This is a genomic window from Pantoea sp. F_5 (genome assembly GCF_008631595.1).
GTDB classification, from domain to species: Bacteria; Pseudomonadota; Gammaproteobacteria; order Enterobacterales; family Enterobacteriaceae; genus Pantoea; species Pantoea gossypiicola.
Map to the genome: position 1 here is coordinate 1 of NZ_VWUO01000007.1, position 16441 is coordinate 16441.

General features: G+C 55.1%; 14 protein-coding genes, 1 tRNA gene and 1 pseudogene. 8 read left to right on the forward strand and 8 right to left on the reverse strand.

Annotated elements, in window-relative coordinates:
- Window positions 1-242: 242 nt before the first annotated feature.
- Together F3I44_RS10710 and F3I44_RS10720 are read right to left on the reverse strand one after the other, a co-directional pair.
- Window positions 243-734 carry a type VI secretion system tube protein TssD gene (locus F3I44_RS10710; protein ID WP_150019393.1) on the reverse strand — a complete coding sequence of 164 codons (492 nt, stop codon included), beginning with the start codon at window positions 732-734 and terminating at the stop codon, window positions 243-245.
- A gap of 248 nt (window positions 735-982) precedes the next feature.
- Window positions 983-1501 (reverse strand): DUF2778 domain-containing protein, encoded by a 519-nt coding sequence (locus tag F3I44_RS10720; RefSeq protein WP_150013711.1) that lies wholly within the window; start codon window positions 1499-1501, stop codon window positions 983-985.
- A gap of 523 nt (window positions 1502-2024) precedes the next feature.
- Here F3I44_RS10720 and dacD point away from each other — a divergent pair.
- The 3 genes from dacD to tmaR all read left to right on the forward strand — a co-directional run bounded on the left by dacD (window position 2025) and on the right by tmaR (window position 4994).
- Entirely contained in the window at window positions 2025-3188 is a 1164-nt protein-coding gene (gene dacD / locus F3I44_RS10725; RefSeq protein ID WP_190285963.1) for a serine-type D-Ala-D-Ala carboxypeptidase DacD, read from the forward strand.
- A gap of 260 nt (window positions 3189-3448) precedes the next feature.
- Complete coding sequence (locus F3I44_RS10730; protein ID WP_033733196.1) at window positions 3449-4507, forward strand: FUSC family protein; 1059 nt, start codon at window positions 3449-3451, stop codon at window positions 4505-4507.
- A 160-nt stretch (window positions 4508-4667) separates the two neighbouring features.
- The gene (tmaR, locus tag F3I44_RS10735) at window positions 4668-4994 is read left to right on the forward strand and encodes a PTS system regulator TmaR (protein WP_004571340.1); all 327 of its coding nucleotides are present in this window, start codon (window positions 4668-4670) and stop codon (window positions 4992-4994) included.
- Between the two features lie 89 nt (window positions 4995-5083).
- On the opposite strand, the gene F3I44_RS10740 is transcribed toward tmaR, so the two are convergent.
- The 4 genes and pseudogenes from F3I44_RS10740 to F3I44_RS10755 form a co-directional block, all read right to left on the reverse strand.
- Window positions 5084-6145, reverse strand: coding sequence for a LacI family DNA-binding transcriptional regulator (locus F3I44_RS10740; protein WP_150013715.1), 1062 nt, complete (start codon window positions 6143-6145; stop codon window positions 5084-5086).
- Between the two features lie 131 nt (window positions 6146-6276).
- Window positions 6277-7191, reverse strand: a complete 915-nt coding sequence (locus tag F3I44_RS10745) for a ketopantoate reductase family protein (RefSeq protein ID WP_150013717.1) — start codon at window positions 7189-7191, stop codon at window positions 6277-6279.
- A 180-nt stretch (window positions 7192-7371) separates the two neighbouring features.
- The gene (locus F3I44_RS10750; protein WP_150019394.1) at window positions 7372-8145 is read right to left on the reverse strand and encodes a phosphate/phosphite/phosphonate ABC transporter substrate-binding protein; all 774 of its coding nucleotides are present in this window, start codon (window positions 8143-8145) and stop codon (window positions 7372-7374) included.
- Window positions 8138-9098, reverse strand: a pseudogene (locus F3I44_RS10755) (fatty acid desaturase). Before F3I44_RS10755 ends, F3I44_RS10750 begins: the two are co-directional and overlap by 8 nt.
- Before the next feature lie 208 nt (window positions 9099-9306).
- Between F3I44_RS10755 and F3I44_RS10760 the strand changes: the two are divergent.
- The 4 genes from F3I44_RS10760 (at window position 9307) to F3I44_RS10775 (ending at window position 13911) form a co-directional block, all read left to right on the forward strand.
- Window positions 9307-10329, forward strand: coding sequence for an LLM class flavin-dependent oxidoreductase (locus F3I44_RS10760; RefSeq protein WP_150013723.1), 1023 nt, complete (start codon window positions 9307-9309; stop codon window positions 10327-10329).
- A gap of 443 nt (window positions 10330-10772) precedes the next feature.
- Complete coding sequence (katG, locus tag F3I44_RS10765; protein WP_223811666.1) at window positions 10773-12992, forward strand: catalase/peroxidase HPI; 2220 nt, start codon at window positions 10773-10775, stop codon at window positions 12990-12992.
- 328 nt (window positions 12993-13320) lie between these two features.
- Entirely contained in the window at window positions 13321-13578 is a 258-nt protein-coding gene (locus F3I44_RS10770) for an antitoxin (RefSeq protein WP_150013725.1), read from the forward strand.
- A complete protein-coding gene (locus F3I44_RS10775; protein WP_150013727.1) occupies window positions 13579-13911 on the forward strand; it encodes a type II toxin-antitoxin system PemK/MazF family toxin in 333 nt (110 codons plus the stop codon). It abuts the gene before it with no gap.
- A 66-nt stretch (window positions 13912-13977) separates the two neighbouring features.
- Here F3I44_RS10775 and F3I44_RS10780 read toward each other — a convergent pair.
- Window positions 13978-14053 (reverse strand) — tRNA-Asn (locus F3I44_RS10780).
- A gap of 333 nt (window positions 14054-14386) precedes the next feature.
- On the opposite strand from F3I44_RS10780, the gene F3I44_RS10785 reads away from it, so the two are divergent.
- Window positions 14387-15508 carry a Gfo/Idh/MocA family protein gene (locus tag F3I44_RS10785; protein ID WP_150013729.1) on the forward strand — a complete coding sequence of 374 codons (1122 nt, stop codon included), beginning with the start codon at window positions 14387-14389 and terminating at the stop codon, window positions 15506-15508.
- A gap of 94 nt (window positions 15509-15602) precedes the next feature.
- On the opposite strand, the gene F3I44_RS10790 is transcribed toward F3I44_RS10785, so the two are convergent.
- Window positions 15603-16433 (reverse strand): glycosyltransferase family 8 protein, encoded by an 831-nt coding sequence (locus tag F3I44_RS10790; protein ID WP_150013731.1) that lies wholly within the window; start codon window positions 16431-16433, stop codon window positions 15603-15605.
- Window positions 16434-16441: the final 8 nt, after the last annotated feature.

Genomic DNA, 16441 nt, shown 5'->3' on the forward strand with positions numbered 1-16441 from the left:
GACCGCATTCATCGCTGAATTATCAGACGCCGTCAGAGTTTGCAGCACGGTGGCGGAATGGAAAATGTGAGGGTAAACAAACCGACGTTACTAACTGAAGGTTGTATCTAATACTGGGGGCAGGTCAGTTGGATGTGCGGTAGGGTGGTCAATAATACCCGGACTTGTAAAACTATTCATATGCTATGGCTTTACTTTTTATCTGCCAACACCAGCCCGGCTATTGCCGGGCTTTTTATTACCTAGACTGTATGCCTTTCATTCCATGCGTCTGCATGCTGAATATTACCGTCTACAATTTTCCAGGTGATTTTTTCATATTGCATGCTCACACTTTCAACATGATTCATCTTATCATTTCCCGCTAACTTTACATTAGGCACGCCGCAATTGACGCCGGTAATTTTTACATTCTCCATTAAGACACTGTAATAACAAACTTCCTGCCCAGCATCATTTATATGGTAAAATTTAATCTCGGCGCTTTTTAGCGTCTGGCCTGTAGCTGCTGCTTTATAGAGATACGGCGTAGAGCTATCAACCTCCTTTTCAATCATCATAGGAGAGTGCTGCCGCGTACCCGTTATTCTGCCGTTTGCGCTGTCCACTGGCAGGTTAATACCGTGGCTTAGCCCGATAATTTCGATACTGCCGTCACGGTCTTGCACGTCCACGGACCCTTTGATATCAGCGCCGCCGTCGTCTTTGAGCCACATATATGGAGGGATTGGCATTTTACTTGCTCCTTAGTTTTTTGATTAACTTCATTGTCAGATAATAAATAAGTGTTGTTATTGGGAAGACTGTTATTAATGATATGTAAAAATACATGTCATAAAAATTGTCAGCCCCTATTTCTCCTGGGCCGTGGAGGAGGTGACCCAGCTGATTAGTTAAATCGTCGTTCATCCAAATTTCTGGGTTGCCTAGTGTTCGGGCTACGATTAATGACACGATGATGTAATAGGCAATCTTTAAGAACTTATGGGCAAGTGTTTTTATAACCATCAATTACCTCCACCCAGCCCCTGGCCATGAGTGAACGCATGCAGGGAACCTGCATTGGTGCCGTTCTTAATAATGCATTTCTGATAAGAGCATAATCAGAGTTGTGGGCTATTGTGATGCAGCCCTCAGAAACCGTTCCCGGATGTAACCTGAATAGGCCACGGTGAACACCGTTTATCCACGTTCCATCATCAATACCCCAATCATCCTTGTATAATGCAAACCACTCATCACGACCAAACTCAGCTCCATAATAGACTTTGTTAAAAAGATCCTGGGCTGTTGCTTTAGCCCAAGAAAGCAAGCCCCCCGCCCCCCTTTCAACTATCCAGTACTTCCCTCGAGGTAGCGGGCCATCACTCGGAATCGCTGAACACGCGCCTTTGTTGCGATACATACCCTTCCCAGAATGCGCCATAAATACCCCGACGCCATACAGATTAAATGGCGCGTAATCAGCGCCATTGAGAATCATTTTTCCATGTAGTGCCATGCTGAATCCCTTAGCAAAAAGTGAGAGTTAATTACTCACCGGATAAACCTCTGACTGCTGCATGCTAAAACAAGGCGATTAACCACGCTAAAACTAAGGTCTTGTGGTTGTTTTGTAAACAGAAAAGTGATCTGACATGGGCTGTCAATGCTTTTGAAATAACCGCACCTATGCTCTGCACAATAGGGGATGCTGGTAAGCATGGGATTTGAAGTGAGACATTTCAGTATCTCTATTCGCTCTCTGCGCCTCTGCACGCAGTAGGGTGAGGGAAGATCGTTGTCTGTTTCACGCCTTTATGATCCAGCGTGACCGAACCCCTATAGCGGTCCCGAGCCTGTCCCTGTGGTAAGCCATATTGTTACGCGCCAGAAGTTAAGGGCTTTCCCCGAAAACGCCGAGGCATCCCGGTTCATACTTTTTTTCAATTTATTCAAACCTTCACAGCGCTTTTGCCGTAAAACGTGCGGCTGTTTCCGTTTCGTTTTTAGAAATTTTTCCCCGTGCAATTAAGGATGAAGTGTTGAAAAGGCGTCTGTTGTTCTCCGTTACCGCTACTGTTTTCTGGGCCTCGCTGGCACAGGCTGATACGATCCCCTTTCCTGTGACGCCTCCGGCGATTGATGCGGCTTCCTGGGTATTGATGGATGCCACTACCGGACAGGTCCTGACTGCGGGCAATCCCGATGAACGCCGCAATCCCGCCAGCCTGACCAAACTGATGACCGGCTATGTAGTCGATCGCGCTATTGACCAGAAGAAAATCAGCCGGGACGACATGGTCACGGTTGGAAAAGATGCCTGGGGTGCAGGGAATCCGGTGTTTAAAGGGTCCTCCCTGATGTTCCTGAAGCCAGGCGATAAGCTGAGCGTCCGTGATTTAAGCCGCGGCGTGATCATCGACTCCGGCAATGACGCCTGCGTTGCGCTGGCGGATTACGTGGCGGGTAGCGAAGCGAACTTCGTCGGCATGATGAATCATTATGTTGAGAAGCTCGGCCTGCAGAATACGCATTTTGAAACGGTTCATGGTCTGGATGCGCCGGGTCAGTACTCCAGCGCGCTCGACATGGCGAAGCTGTCACGCGCCATTATTGATGGTGAGCCTGACTTTTATGCCATGTACAGTGAGAAAACCCTGAGCTGGAACGGCATTACTCAGAACAACCGCAATGGTCTGCTATGGGATAACAACCTCCACGTTGATGGGCTGAAAACCGGTCACACTGAGACCGCGGGTTTTAACATCATCGCCTCGAATGTCGTGGGCAAACATCGCCTGATTGCTGTCGTCATGGGTGGTAAAAGCCCAAAAGGCCGTGAAGAGCAGGCGCGTAAACTGCTGGTCTGGGGCCAGAACACCTTTGATACCGTTCAGCTGTTCCATGCCGGTAAGAAGATTGGCAGTGAAAACGTCTGGTACGGCAATCCGCATCAGGTCGAGGTGGGAACGGCAGAAGATGTCTACCTGTCTCTGCCGCGTAGTGAAGTGCAGAACGTGAAGGCGAAGTACGTCATCGATCGTAAAGATCTGGAAGCGCCGCTGAAAGCCAATGAAGTGATTGGTGAGATTCAGGTGATGGATAAAGATCAGCAGATTGCTCACTATCCGCTGGTGGCGCTGAGTGCCGTTGAACCTGCCGGTGTTATTACGCGACTGACAGACTATCTTAAACAGAAATTCTGATTAACCGCCGGGCAGTACAGAAAACGGGTAGCCTGCGGGCTGCCCGTTTTCACATTTATTCCCTGAGCCTGTTACTGATTCCTGAGAAAGGTTAAAAAGCCGTATTAAGTTGTTCATGACTTCCGGTCAGGTATGTGAGTCGGATGTTGATAATTGTAAGCGAACGTCAAAACCGTTTTGAAATATCCGGCCCGCGCTAAGCCCGAGCCGCTTTCAGGGTTAAGATAGCCCCATCATGTTCCTGTAACCGGAAAGTCACATTGCGTCCTGACAAGCCCATATCGAAACTGGAGTTCTGGTTTTATCGCCATTACCGATCCGTCCACGGCGTGCGCATTGCCATCGCCTTTTTACTCTGCTTTATCTTTGTCCGGGCGACTGGTATTCCGGAAGGCACCTGGCCGCTGATCACGCTGGTGGTGGTAATGGGACCGATTTCCACCTGGGGAAATGTCTTTCCGCGCGCCCTGCAGCGCATCTGCGGCACGGTGGCGGGCTCGATTTCCGGCCTGATTGCCCTGAAGCTGGAGCTGATCTCCATGCCGGTGATGCTGGCCTGGTGCGGCATCATCATGGTGATTAGCGGCTACCTGACGCTGGGCAAACATCCCTACATGGCGCTGCTGATTGGGATCACGCTGAGCGTGGTGGTGGGTGCGCCAACCGGCGATTTCACCGTGGCGCTGTGGCGGGGTGGTGATGTCATTCTGGGATCGCTCATGGCGCTGCTGTTTACCGCTATCTGGGCGCAGCGCGCCTACACACACTGGCGCATTCAGCTCTCCGACACGCTGGCGGGCATGGCAAAAATCTATCATGCCGGCTTCTCGCCTAACCTGGTTGAAAAGCCGCGTCTTAATAAGCCGCTTGGCAAGTTGCTGACCAGCGTGATCAAAATGCGGGCGCTGCTGGAGCCGTCGAGCAAAGAGACCCGCATCCCGAAGTCGGTGCTTGAAGCGATTCAGACCATAAACCGTAATATGGTTTACACCATTGAGATGCAGATTAATGCCTGGTGGGCCTCGCGTGAGAGCCACCTGATTATGCTTAACGCGCCTGCACTTCGCCGCACGCAGCAGATGACCGAGAATACGCTACGGGCGCTGTCGGTGATGGCGATTGAGGGTGAAACAGAAGAGGTGATTGCCAATAGCCATGAGCTGACCGAAATCAGCGGCGAACTGCGCAGACTGATTGCTGAAGCAGGCAGCGACGGGCTGGAAGAGACGCCAATCTACGGTTACGTCTGGCTGACGCTGGAACTGGCGAAACAGCTGGAGCGGATGACCGATCTGATGCGGATGGCGCTGCGCAAATAATCACCTCAGACAATGACTTAATGTGAAACCGGGTTTCTTTGCGCTAAGATAAGAGCCAGTCTGAATTTAGCTGCGAAAATTGCTTACCTGGCGGGCTAGCCGCTAAGCTGATCGTTTTGACTCTCTCCCTGCGTCAGCAGGCTTAAAGAAAGGTGCCATCATGGAAAATGCCAAGCAGTCATTTCAGGACGTCCTGGAGTTCGTGCGTATGTTCCGCCGCAAAAACAAACTGCAGCGTGAAATTGTCGATAACGAGAAGAAAATCCGCGATAACCAGAAGCGCGTACTGCTGCTCGACAACCTGAGCGAATACATCAAACCTGGCATGAGCGTTGAGGCTATTCAGGAAATCATCGCCAGCATGCGTGTGGATTATGAAGACCGCGTGGATGAGTACATCATCAAAAACGCCGACCTGTCTAAAGAACGTCGCGAGCTGTCGAAAAAAATCAAAGCGATGGGCGTGGGCGAACACCCGAAAGCATAAGAACAGGGCGCTTATGCGTTTTGCGTTCCATGCGAACCCGCATTCACTTCGGTGGTGCGGGTTTTTTTATTGCCTGTCTCTGCGCAGAATTATTTACCCACCAGCCTGCGGGCAATCCCCTGTAACTGCTGTGACAGCGCCACTAAATCGATCCGCTCATCAGCAGGCGGGGCGGTGGTCTCACGGATCACCAGCGTGGTTTCCAGCGCATTGTCTGGTGCCTCTTCACCCTGAAGCCGCGCCAGCATGCGCTCAACACTCTGCGCGCCAAGATAGTGTAAATCCTGCCGCACCGTGGTCAGCGGCGGCTGATACCACGCGCTCTCGGCGGTATCGTCATAACCGATCACGGAGATCTCGCCGGGAATGGCGACACCATACTGATGCAGCGCCCGCATCGCACCTAGCGCCATCTGATCGTTGGCCACCAGCAGCGCCTGCGGCAGATCATCGGGAAGCTGGGTCAGTAGCGCCTGATAACCCGACTGTGCGCTCCAGTCACCGCGCAGCGCGCAGTGCGGCGTTAGCTGATGATCGGCCAGCGCCTGACGCCATGCATTTTCGCGCTGACGGGCCGAAACCGAGCGCAGCGGCCCGTTTAACAGGCCAATCTGACGATGCCCCAGCGCCACCAGATGTTCAACGGCGGCACGTGCGCCGGACTCACTAGGATACTGACACTGTGCCACCGCCGCCTGCGGTTCGACATCCAGAAACAGCACCGGCTTGACGCCGCACAGCAACTGGATCTGCTGCGCTTCATCGGCATCCAGCGGCAGGTTAATCAGCAGCCCATCGACCCGCTGAGCCAGCAGTTCATTAACGGTGGCGGCCGCATCGTGACCGCTGTCCATCGCAATCACCAGATGATAACCCGCCCTCGCAGCACGCTGCTGAATCGCCGAGGCAATCTGCGCCGGTGCCATCAGGGCCAGGTCGCTGGTGGCGAGACCTAACGTGCGCGTTGCTTTGCCCGCCAGCTGCTGCGCCACCCGATTGGGTACATAATTGAGCTGCTGCATCGCCGCCTCAACCCTTTCCCGCGTGCGGGCTGAAACCTGTTCAGAACGATTTAAAACACGTGAAACGGTTTGATATGAGACGCCGGCCAGTTGAGCGACATCATCAAGGGTCACAGAGCGGGAAGTCATTGAACTCTCCAAAAGATGAAGCGACGAGTGTAACAAATTTTCATGCTGTGCTGCTGCTGCTGCCGGCCACACGTTTACCGCCACGCCAGCGGAGAACGTGGCGGCACCCGACTCGCGAACGTTGCCGGTTGTTAGCGCTGCTGCAGATAGACCTGCAGGTTCACATCCACCGCATTCAGCAGCGGCGTGGCAAGTCCGTTTCGTTTCGCCCGCAGCAGCAAATCGCCGATGATCTGATCGGCTTCAATATCATAACCCTGGGTGAGATCGCGGTACATTGAGGAGGTCATCGGGGTCGCAGGATTGTTTAACAGCTCAAAAATGCGGGCCGTCACCGCCGGGCGAGGCTGATAGCCTTCGGCAGTAATGACGGACAGAATCTCCGTAAAGATCCCCTGTAGCAGCGCTTCGCCGCCGCGCGAGCTGAGGATCTGCCGGGTGTCGCCGCGTGCCAGGCAGCAGACCGCGCCAAGCGTGCTGAGCAGCAGCCACTTCTCCCACAGTTCATCCATAATGTTATCGCTGAACAGGGTATCAACCTGACAGTCGCGCAGTGCAGCATCAACCCGCTGCAGCCGTTCATCATTGTTGCCGTCCAGCGCGCCGTAAACGATATGATGCAGCGGTGTCATCTGGATGACTTCGCCCTGTTCGCCCAGCGTGGCGTTGATTTTGCACAGGCCGCCAATCACCTTATCTTCGCCGAAGCGCTGTTGCAGCGTCGCGATGTGCCGCATTCCGTTAAGAATTGGCATAATCAGCGTGTCCGGGCCGACCGCAGGTGCAATATCCTGCATCACCTGTTCAAGGGCAAAACTCTTCACCGTCACAATAATCAGATCATAGTGACCCGTCAGGGTGCTGGCCTGCGTCAGCTGCGGCAGTAACGTTTCGGTACCCTGCGGCGTCTGCAACACCAGCCCGTTGTTTTGCAGCTGCTGATAGCGGCGTTCACGCACCAGAAAAGTCACATCCTGACCTGCCTGAGCCAGTCGTGCACCAAAGTATCCACCGGTCGCGCCGGCACCTGCCATCAGAATCCGCATTCCACTCTCCCTTTGCTGAAAGCCTTTACCTTAAAACGCCGCGAGCGTGCTTACCAGCGTTAGCCTCCGGCGTAGCGTATCGGAGTGCGTGAAAAAACCGGCAGGGAAAGCGTGAGCAGTGAGGCGAGGATGCAGAAAAATCAGATTTTCCCGGTCAGAAGGGCGAATCAGCGTGCGGCGTTAAAGCCGCGTGACGCCCAGCGCGGCAGCCTGCTGTTCCCACGCCAGCACGTCCTGATAATCGTCTCGCTGCACCGGGCTGAATCCACTGATGAGATTATCGTCGCAGACGCCGCGAAAGGCGGGATCGCTGACCAGTTGATATAGCGCTGTACGCAACCTCTCCAGCCGGGCCGCTGACGCTGAGGCGGCCGTGATCAACGGCAATCCGGGTGCGGCGGGCGTCTCACCGATGATATGCAGGTCACGCAGTTCATCCGGCGCATAACGCGCCAGCAGCGCCCAGCTCACACAGTCGACAGCGGCGATATCTGCCTGTGAATCACGCAGCGCCGCCAGCGACTGACGGTGTCCGCCACTTAGCAGCAGCTGTGAAAAAGTCACGCCCTGAAGCGCCGCCACAAACCGCAGCGCGTTATAGCCGGAGTGCGAGTCCTGGCTATTAGCTACGGCCCGCTGACCGTTGAAATCGGCCAGCGTCGCCTGTTTATTACGCGCCACCAGCCAGCTGCGATAATTGCGCCCGCTGCAGCCCGGTGCCTGATAGTGAAAGGTGCCGACCAGCTTAACCGTCAGTAACTGGCTGACCAGCGGATAGCCGCAGGTCTGGCTCAGCAGCAACCGGTCATCCCGCCAGTGGGCCAGCAGATCGTCAGGCCAGACCGGCTGCGCCTCTGTGCCATGCTGTGCCAGCAGCGTCACCACAGCCTGCATCAATGCCCGTGTGGCAGGCGGATGGAGGGCATACATGGGCAAAGCGAGCAGATTATTCATGGGTTTTCTCCCCTGAGCGGCCCGGATGGGCATTGACACTAACTGGTCTGGCCCAGAACAGACGCAGCCAGACCCGATAGCCCGCCACCCGAAAGCCGTGGTTGCGCTGATAGTAGTGCTCGCGGTCGCGCAGATAGAGCGGGCGCAGGCCATACCAGGGAACACCAGGCAGATCGTGATGCACTGAATGGTAGTTCAGATTCAGGAACAGTATGCGCCAGGGCCAGGCCGCTTCATTATTCACCGAACGTGCCAGCGGATCGTCCGCTGCACGGTGCTCGTAAAAGGATCGCACCTTGGTCAGCGCCAGCGCCGGATAACTTACGGCCAGCAGATACCACAGCGGCGAAAACCCGAGCTCCGCCATCCAGTAAAACAGCAGAGCCAGCAGCGCGCCATGCAGCAGCCACATGCCGGTCGCAGGGCGATCGCCACGGCGCAACGCCTGCCACATCCCGCCAACGGTCGACGCGATATCCAGCAGCGGGCCGAGCAGCAACCGTCCCGGAAACGTGTTGCGCAGATGAATCAGCTGCTGCTGCCAGCGTGGCAACTGCGCCCAGCGTGCAGCGGAAAAATAGTAGGTTTCCGGGTCTTCGTCTGGCTCGGTCAGGGTGTGATTGCGATGGTGGGCCAGATGAGAGTCGCGATACAGACCATAGGGATACCAGACCGCCAGCGGCAGGGTGCCGAACAGTTGATTCACCCGCGGCCAGCGCGTGGGATGACCGTGGATCAGCTCATGCTGCAGTGACATATACCAGGCCGTGAAAACAATCAGCAGCAGGGTAGCGGGCATCTGCCCCAGTATCTGCCAGTTCAGCATCACCGAGAACCAGCCACCGTAAATCACGCCCATCAGCAGCCAGGTCGGCAGTTCGCTGCGCCAGAGCCAGCTGCGCGCGCTGTTTCAGCCAGGCGCGCTGCTGTAAAGAGAGATAACCGTTGTGCATCGTTCACCTGACAGCAGAAGCGGGAGTCTGGAGAGTGAAAGAAAGCGCGGATAAAGACAAAGTAGATAATCTGCTTAGCTATGTCGAAATTCCTGAATATAGCGCTGAAAGATATTGACTATCCGTAGCCGCGCGGAGGGCGTAACCTTTCCCTATCAAAAATCGGCTCATGTCCACAGGCGTTTATCGCCTGTCAGGAGAAATACAGATGAAAAATATCGGCTTCTTATCCTTTGGCCACTGGACGCCTTCATCGCAGTCCGCCACCCGCACCGCGCAGGATGTGTTACTGCAATCGATCGATTTAGCGGTCGCCGCCGAAGAGCTGGGCGCAGATGGCGCTTACTTCCGTGTCCACCATTTTGCCCGTCAGCTCAGCTCGCCGTTTCCGCTACTGGCTGCCGTGGCAGCCCGTACCAGCAAAATTGAGATCGGTACCGGTGTCATCGACATGCGTTACGAAAACCCGCTTTATATGGTGGAAGACGCCAGCGCGGCAGACCTCATCTCCAACGGTCGCCTGCAGCTGGGTCTGAGCCGCGGTTCACCGGAGCAGGTGATCGATGGCTGGCGCTACTTTGGTTTTGAACCGAAAGCGGGTGAAAGCGATGCGGATATGGGCCGTCGTCATACCGAAGAGTTTCTGGAGGTGCTGCGCGGCGAAGGCTTTGCTAAACCGAATCCACAGCCAATGTTCCCGAACCCGCCGGGTCTGCTGCGACCAGAGCCGCTTTCGGAAGGGCTGCGTGACCGCATCTGGTGGGGGTCCGGCTCCAATGCCACCGCAGAGTGGGCGGCAAAAATGGGCATGAACCTGCAAAGTTCAACTCTGAAAGATGATGAGACCGGCGAGCCGTTCCACATTCAGCAGGCGAAACAGATCCGCGCCTACCGCGAGGCCTGGAAAGCGGCGGGGCATCAGCATGCGCCACGCGTTTCCGTCAGTCGCAGCATCTTTGCGCTGGTGAATGATATGGACCGCGCCTACTTTGGCCGCAGCGGTAACGATCAGGATTCGGTTGGTTTTCTGGATGAGAAAACCCGCGCTATCTTTGGCCGTAGCTATGCCGCAGAGCCTGAAGTACTGATTAAGCAGCTGGCGCAGGATGAGGCGATTGCCGAAGCAGATACGCTGCTGCTGACCGTGCCGAACCAGCTTGGTGTCGCCTATAACGCCCATGTGATTGAGGCGATTCTGAAGTATGTCGCCCCGGAACTCGGCTGGCGTTAAGTGACTACCCGAGCGCCCGCACAAGCGGGCGCTCTGTTGTTTCGCCATAAACCTGTGTTACCTGTCATTCACCTCTGCGATCGTTAACGTTTTTTAATCATTTTCTCTTTTTGTCTTTCGGCCGCTCTTGTCTGGCGTGTGATCTGACCATCCCATCAACTACACCGGTTTAGCCAGCTACCGCGGCTATAGCTGGTCAGGCCGCTGCTCTGCCAGCCATGAATAAGAGGGTTGTGCAATCGGTTATGCCGGAATAGTCTGATTAGCATCGATGCCGCTTCGTTGATGATTCCGGGTAGTAACATCCGATGCGCCATTGCTGGAAGCTGTTGAAACAAACCTTATTCAAAGGGATAAGCTATCAATCTTATAGGATGAGACAGGTGTGAGTTCCTGAAAATCCTCTATAGAGTAGCGATGAAAATACAAAAAGAGGTGTGACCATGAGCAATTCCATTGATGAAGATGCAAAAGATGCAAAGCCTATTGTTGAAGCCGATCGCGAAGCGCCTGAAAGCAAATGCCCCTTTCATGCAGGCAAGCCAGCGCAGCCCAATCAGGCGCCGGGTGGCGGAACAACCAACCGTGACTGGTGGCCTAACCAGCTCCGCGTTGATCTGCTGAATCAGCACTCATCCCGTTCAAACCCGCTTGATGAATCCTTCGACTATCGTAAAGAATTTGCCAAATTAGATTACTCTGCGCTGAAAGCTGACATCAAAGGGTTGCTCACCGAGTCACAGGCCTGGTGGCCCGCTGACTGGGGCAGCTATATCGGCCTGTTTATTCGCATGGCCTGGCACAGCGCCGGAACCTATCGCTCCGTGGACGGACGCGGTGGTTCAGGCCGTGGTCAGCAACGTTTCGCCCCCTTAAACTCCTGGCCGGATAATGTCAGTCTGGATAAAGCGCGCCGCCTGCTGTGGCCGATTAAACAGAAATACGGCCAGAAAATCTCCTGGGCTGACCTCTACATCCTGGCGGGTAACGTTGCGCTGGAAAACTCCGGCTTCCGTACCTTCGGCTTTGGTGCCGGACGTGAAGATGTCTGGGAACCGGACATGGATGTGAACTGGGGCGAAGAAGCCGCCTGGCTGGAGCATCGTCACCCGGAATCCCTGGCACAGTCACCTCTGGGTGCCACCGAGATGGGTCTGATCTACGTGAACCCGGAAGGCCCGGAACACAGTGGCGATCCTGCCTCTGCAGCCCCGGCGATTCGCGCCACCTTTGGCAACATGGGCATGAACGACGAAGAGATCGTGGCACTGATTGCTGGTGGACATACGCTGGGTAAAACCCACGGTGCGGCACCGGCCAGCCACGTGGGTGTCGATCCTGAAACCGCACCGATTGAAGCGCAGGGCCTGGGCTGGGTCAACAGCCACGGCACGGGTGTCGGCCCGGATGCGATTACCTCCGGCCTGGAAGTGATCTGGTCGCAGACACCGACCCAGTGGAGCAACTACTTTTTCGAGAACCTGTTCAAATATGAGTGGGTGCAGACGCGCAGCCCGGCGGGTGCGATTCAGTTCGTGGCAGCTGATGCGCCGGATATCATCCCGGATGCGTTTGATTCCACTAAGAAACACAAGCCGACCATGCTGGTTACCGACCTGACGCTGCGTTTTGACCCGGAGTTTGAAAAAATTTCGCGTCGTTTCCACAACGATCCACAGGCGTTCAACGAAGCCTTTGCCCGTGCGTGGTTTAAGCTGACGCACCGTGATATGGGACCGAAAGCGCGCTACATCGGACCAGAAGTGCCACAGGAAGATCTGATCTGGCAGGATCCGCTGCCTGCACCGGTTTATCACCCCACCGTGGCAGATATCGCCCAGCTGAAAGAGAAGATTGCCGCCTCCGGCCTCAGCGTCAGCGAGCTGGTCTCTGTTGCCTGGGCATCAGCATCGACGTTCCGTGGTGGCGACAAACGTGGCGGTGCCAACGGTGCCCGACTGGCGTTGCTGCCGCAGCGTGAGTGGGACGTCAATGCTGTCGCAGCACGCGTCCTGCCTGCGCTGGAAGCCATTCAGCGCGAAGCCCACAAGGCTTCACTGGCGGATGTTATTGTACTGGCGGGTGTGGTCGGTGTTGAGCAGGCGGCGAAAGCGGCTGGCGTCTCGATCGACGTGCCTTTTACCCCGGGCCGTGTTGATGCCCGTCAGGATCAGACCGACGTTGAGTCGTTCAATCTGCTCAAACCGCGTGCCGATGGTTTCCGTAACTACGGCACCGGTTTTGGTAAAACGACCACCGAAAGCCTGCTGATCGATAAAGCGCAGCAGCTGACCCTGACCGTGCCGGAGTTAACGGTGCTGGTGGGCGGGATGCGTGCCCTGGGCGCTAATTTCGATGGCAGCCAGCACGGCATCTTCACGCACAATGTGGGATCGCTGAACACGGACTTCTTCGTGAATCTGCTGGATATGCGTACCGAGTGGAAAGCGACTGATGGCAGCAATGAGAAATTCATCGGACGCGATCGCGTCAGTGGCGAAACCCGTTTCACTGCCACCCGTGCCGACCTGGTGTTTGGATCTAACGCAGTGTTACGCGCTTCGGCGGAAGTTTATGCCAGCAGCGACGCCCGTGAAAAATTTGTCAAAGACTTTGTCGCCGCCTGGACCAAAGTGATGAATCTGGATCGGTTTGACATCTGATAGCTGTTGACGTTGTTAAAGCCGTAATTCGCTAATACTCAACTGCACCCTAAAAGTCGGTGGTCCGACTGATTAAGGTGCAGTTTTTTTGCCAGATTTCTTCTGATTACTGGCCCTGTCGTCTGCGTATGGAAGCCGAGCCGCAACTTTTTCATCGGATTTAGCCCAATCCTTTGCCTCCCCGGAAACGTTTTTTATTCTCATCCTGATGAATACAGTTGATCCCCGTGCAGGTGCGGTTCAGGAGAATAAGAGAATGGAACTGGTTAATAATTGCTCGCCATTGTCCGCCGGTGTTATATTAAAATATAACATCAGGAGGTGTTTTATGTTTATCACGCGTCTTAAAAAGGTTGGCGGATCGGTCATGCTGGCGGTTCCTCCCGCCGTTCTGAAAACCCTGGCATTGTCGACAAACAGCGAAGTCGGTATGACTATCGATAATGGTTATCTGATCGTTAAGCCCCAGAATCGTCCGCGATATTCACTCGAGGAACTGCTGGCGCAATGCGATCCACACGCTGAAATGAGCAAAGAGGATCGGGAATGGATTGATGCGCCTGCAGCAGGTAAGGAGAACCTCTGAATGGAGAGAGGGGAAATCTGGCTGGTAACACTCGATCCCACCGCAGGTCATGAACAAAGTGGAAAGCGTCCGGTGCTGATCGTTTCTCCGGCCTCGTTTAACACGTTCACCCGATTACCGATTGTGGTTCCGGTCACCAGTGGTGGAAACTTTGCCCGTGCAGCAGGTTTTGCGGTTTCACTGGATGAGGCGGGGTGCAGGACAAAGGGCGTCATTCGCTGCGATCAGCCGAGGACGCTCGATATGGAAGCCCGCGAAGGCAGGCGGCTTGAGCAACTACCTGACGCTATCGTGAATGAAGTGCTGGCACGTCTTGAAGCCATTCTGAACTGAATAGCTTGCGTGGATAAAAAAATCAATAAAAAGCCCGCTCAGTTTCCTTAGCAGGCTTCTCGAATTTGGCTCCTCTGACTGGACTCGAACCAGTGACATACGGATTAACAGTCCGCCGTTCTACCGACTGAACTACAGAGGAATCGTTTGAACGGGGCGCATAGTAACGGCCACGCCGGATCATGTCAAAGCTCTTTTTCACAAATCTGCGCGACTGCTGAAATAGTCACCACAATAGCGATTCGGACCATGAATGAATGGACATCTTAGCGGCTTCCTGCGCTAAAAAGAGGCTCGTCAGACTGAGGTGTTTATGAGGTGTTCTGACGCGGCAAAGCCCTTGTCAGACCGCACTACGCATGATTTAACCGGATAGTTTTTTACTGCCGTCACAAAGTCCCAACGTTGACTTTGTCAGCAGCAAATATGAAACGTAGATTCCATTTCAATCCTGAACTGAATATCCGGAGTTGAAATGAACAAAGTCAGAATCGGCATGATTGGCAGTGGTTATATCGGGCGCTGCCACGCGATAGCCTATGCCCAGGCCCCCACTGTATTCGCGCTGAAAGGCGAAATCGTGCGGGAGATGCTGGCCGAAGTTAACCCTGAGCTGGCGGCGCGCCAGGCGGCGACCTTTGGCTTTGCTCGCTCCACCGGCGACTGGCGCGCGCTGGTCAGCGATCCGGCGATTGATGTGGTAGATATCTGCGCGCCTAATTTTCTGCACAAAGAGATGGCGCTGGAGGCGATACGCCACGGCAAGCACGTCTATTCTGAAAAGCCGCTGTCGTTAAGTGTGGCGGATGCGCAGGAGATGGTGGCAGCCGCCGAAGCAGCAGGGGTCAAAACCCTGGTCGGCTTCAACTACATGAAAAACCCGACCAGTCAGCTGGCAAAAGAGATCATTGCTGGTGGTGAGATTGGTGACGTGGTGCATTTCTACGGCACCCATAACGAGGATTACCTCGCCAGACCGGAAACGCCGCTCGACTGGCACTGCCAGAAAGCGCTGGCAGGGCTGGGTGCGCTGGGCGACCTGGCGGCGCATATCGTCAACATGGCGCACTATCTGGTCGGTGATATTGCCGAAGTCAGCGGCGACATGATGACGGTGATCACCTCACGGCCTGATCCAAAAGCACCTGCGCGGCAGTTACCGGTGGAAAACGAAGATCAGGCCAGCGCGCTGCTGCGTTTCCGTAATGGCGCACACGGCGTGATTGAAACCTCACGCATTGCCTGTGGCGCAAAAATGGGCCTGACCTATGTTGTCACCGGCACCAAAGGCACGCTGCGTTACACTCAGGAGCGCATGGCGGAGCTGGAGCTTTATCTGCATGACGAGCCTGCCGGGCGTCAGGGATTTAAAACGATCCTGACCGGACCGGCCCATCCTGACTACGCGAACTTCTGTGTCTCTGCCGGGCACGGCATCGGGTTTAACGATCAGAAAACGGTGGAGATCCGCGACCTGATTAACGGTATCGCAGCAGGGGATCGCATGTGGCCAGATTTTGCTGAAGGATTGCAGGTGCAGAAGGTGCTGGACGCGATTGCACACTCTGCTGAGCAGCGCCGCTGGGTCGAGGTGTAAGGCAGAATCTGAGGAAGAGAGGATCTGGCGAAGTGGCAGGCTATGGGCTTGAGTAAACAGGCGGGAAGGGCGGGAGTGTCCCGCCCGTATCCGGTCAGATCAGACCGCTTTTTTCCCACCACAGCTTATCCAGCGCATAGAAGCGATCGCGCTCACTTTCAGGTTGGCTGAGATCGCGCTTCCACGGCTTGGCCAGAATATAGTGCAGATTCTTCACCTCATCACCCTGCCACAGACCGCTGTGCTGGAACGGCAGCGTTTTTAACGCGTTGTAGATATAAGAGAGCGGCTTCCAGCGGTCGGCAAAAATTTCATTCAGCAGATCCTGCTCCGAGAAAGGATAGGCGCTGAGGTCATCAATGGCGGCAATACGCTTTTCCATCGCCTCAAACACCGCATTATCGGGCTTCAGCACCAGAAAACCGCCGTTCAGGTAGTAGTCGACGCTCTCCGGAGCCTGCTCACCGCGTGCCTGCCAGGTGTAGTGGCACTGCTCTGGCTGCCATTCCGGCGGATAGGAGGCGATCTGGTTGGGATTACAGCGGCAGGCGTGACAGGCCGCCAGCGGATTATCGCCCAGATCCAGGGTAAACAGCTCATCCATGTTCTGTAGCACCAGCATATCGGCATCGAGAAACACGACGCGATCATAATCGGTAAGCTGCCAGGCACGCAGCTTGGTCCAGACCTCGCCGAACTGCGCCGAGGCGTAATGCTGAGCCAGATCGGCGCGGGGATAGAGGGGGTCGACCGGTTTAATCACACAGCCCTCATCCTGCAAAATCTGACAGTCAGCGTCAGAAATGGCCGGCGTAGTCATCACCACCAGCGGCCACTGGCTGTGGCTCTCCTGCAGCGAACGGTGCAGCGCTTTGACGCCCACCAGATAATCGGGTTGTGTTAACAGTGTTACCCAGGCAAACATAGCTTTCC

Bases quoted from the DNA above. Each gene is read 5' to 3' on its own strand.
- katG (WP_223811666.1), top strand. From the start codon at position 10,773: ATGAGCAATTCCATTGATGAAGATGCAAAAGATGCAAAGCCTATTGTT.
- F3I44_RS10785 (WP_150013729.1), top strand. From the start codon at position 14,387: ATGAACAAAGTCAGAATCGGCATGATTGGCAGTGGTTATATCGGGCGC.
- F3I44_RS10750 (WP_150019394.1), bottom strand. From the start codon at position 8,145: ATGAATAATCTGCTCGCTTTGCCCATGTATGCCCTCCATCCGCCTGCC.
- tmaR (WP_004571340.1), top strand. From the start codon at position 4,668: ATGGAAAATGCCAAGCAGTCATTTCAGGACGTCCTGGAGTTCGTGCGT.
- F3I44_RS10745 (WP_150013717.1), bottom strand. From the start codon at position 7,191: ATGCGGATTCTGATGGCAGGTGCCGGCGCGACCGGTGGATACTTTGGT.
- F3I44_RS10710 (WP_150019393.1), bottom strand. From the start codon at position 734: ATGCCAATCCCTCCATATATGTGGCTCAAAGACGACGGCGGCGCTGAT.
- F3I44_RS10720 (WP_150013711.1), bottom strand. From the start codon at position 1,501: ATGGCACTACATGGAAAAATGATTCTCAATGGCGCTGATTACGCGCCA.
- F3I44_RS10775 (WP_150013727.1), top strand. From the start codon at position 13,579: ATGGAGAGAGGGGAAATCTGGCTGGTAACACTCGATCCCACCGCAGGT.
- F3I44_RS10740 (WP_150013715.1), bottom strand. From the start codon at position 6,145: ATGACTTCCCGCTCTGTGACCCTTGATGATGTCGCTCAACTGGCCGGC.
- F3I44_RS10770 (WP_150013725.1), top strand. From the start codon at position 13,321: ATGTTTATCACGCGTCTTAAAAAGGTTGGCGGATCGGTCATGCTGGCG.
- F3I44_RS10790 (WP_150013731.1), bottom strand. From the start codon at position 16,433: ATGTTTGCCTGGGTAACACTGTTAACACAACCCGATTATCTGGTGGGC.
- F3I44_RS10760 (WP_150013723.1), top strand. From the start codon at position 9,307: ATGAAAAATATCGGCTTCTTATCCTTTGGCCACTGGACGCCTTCATCG.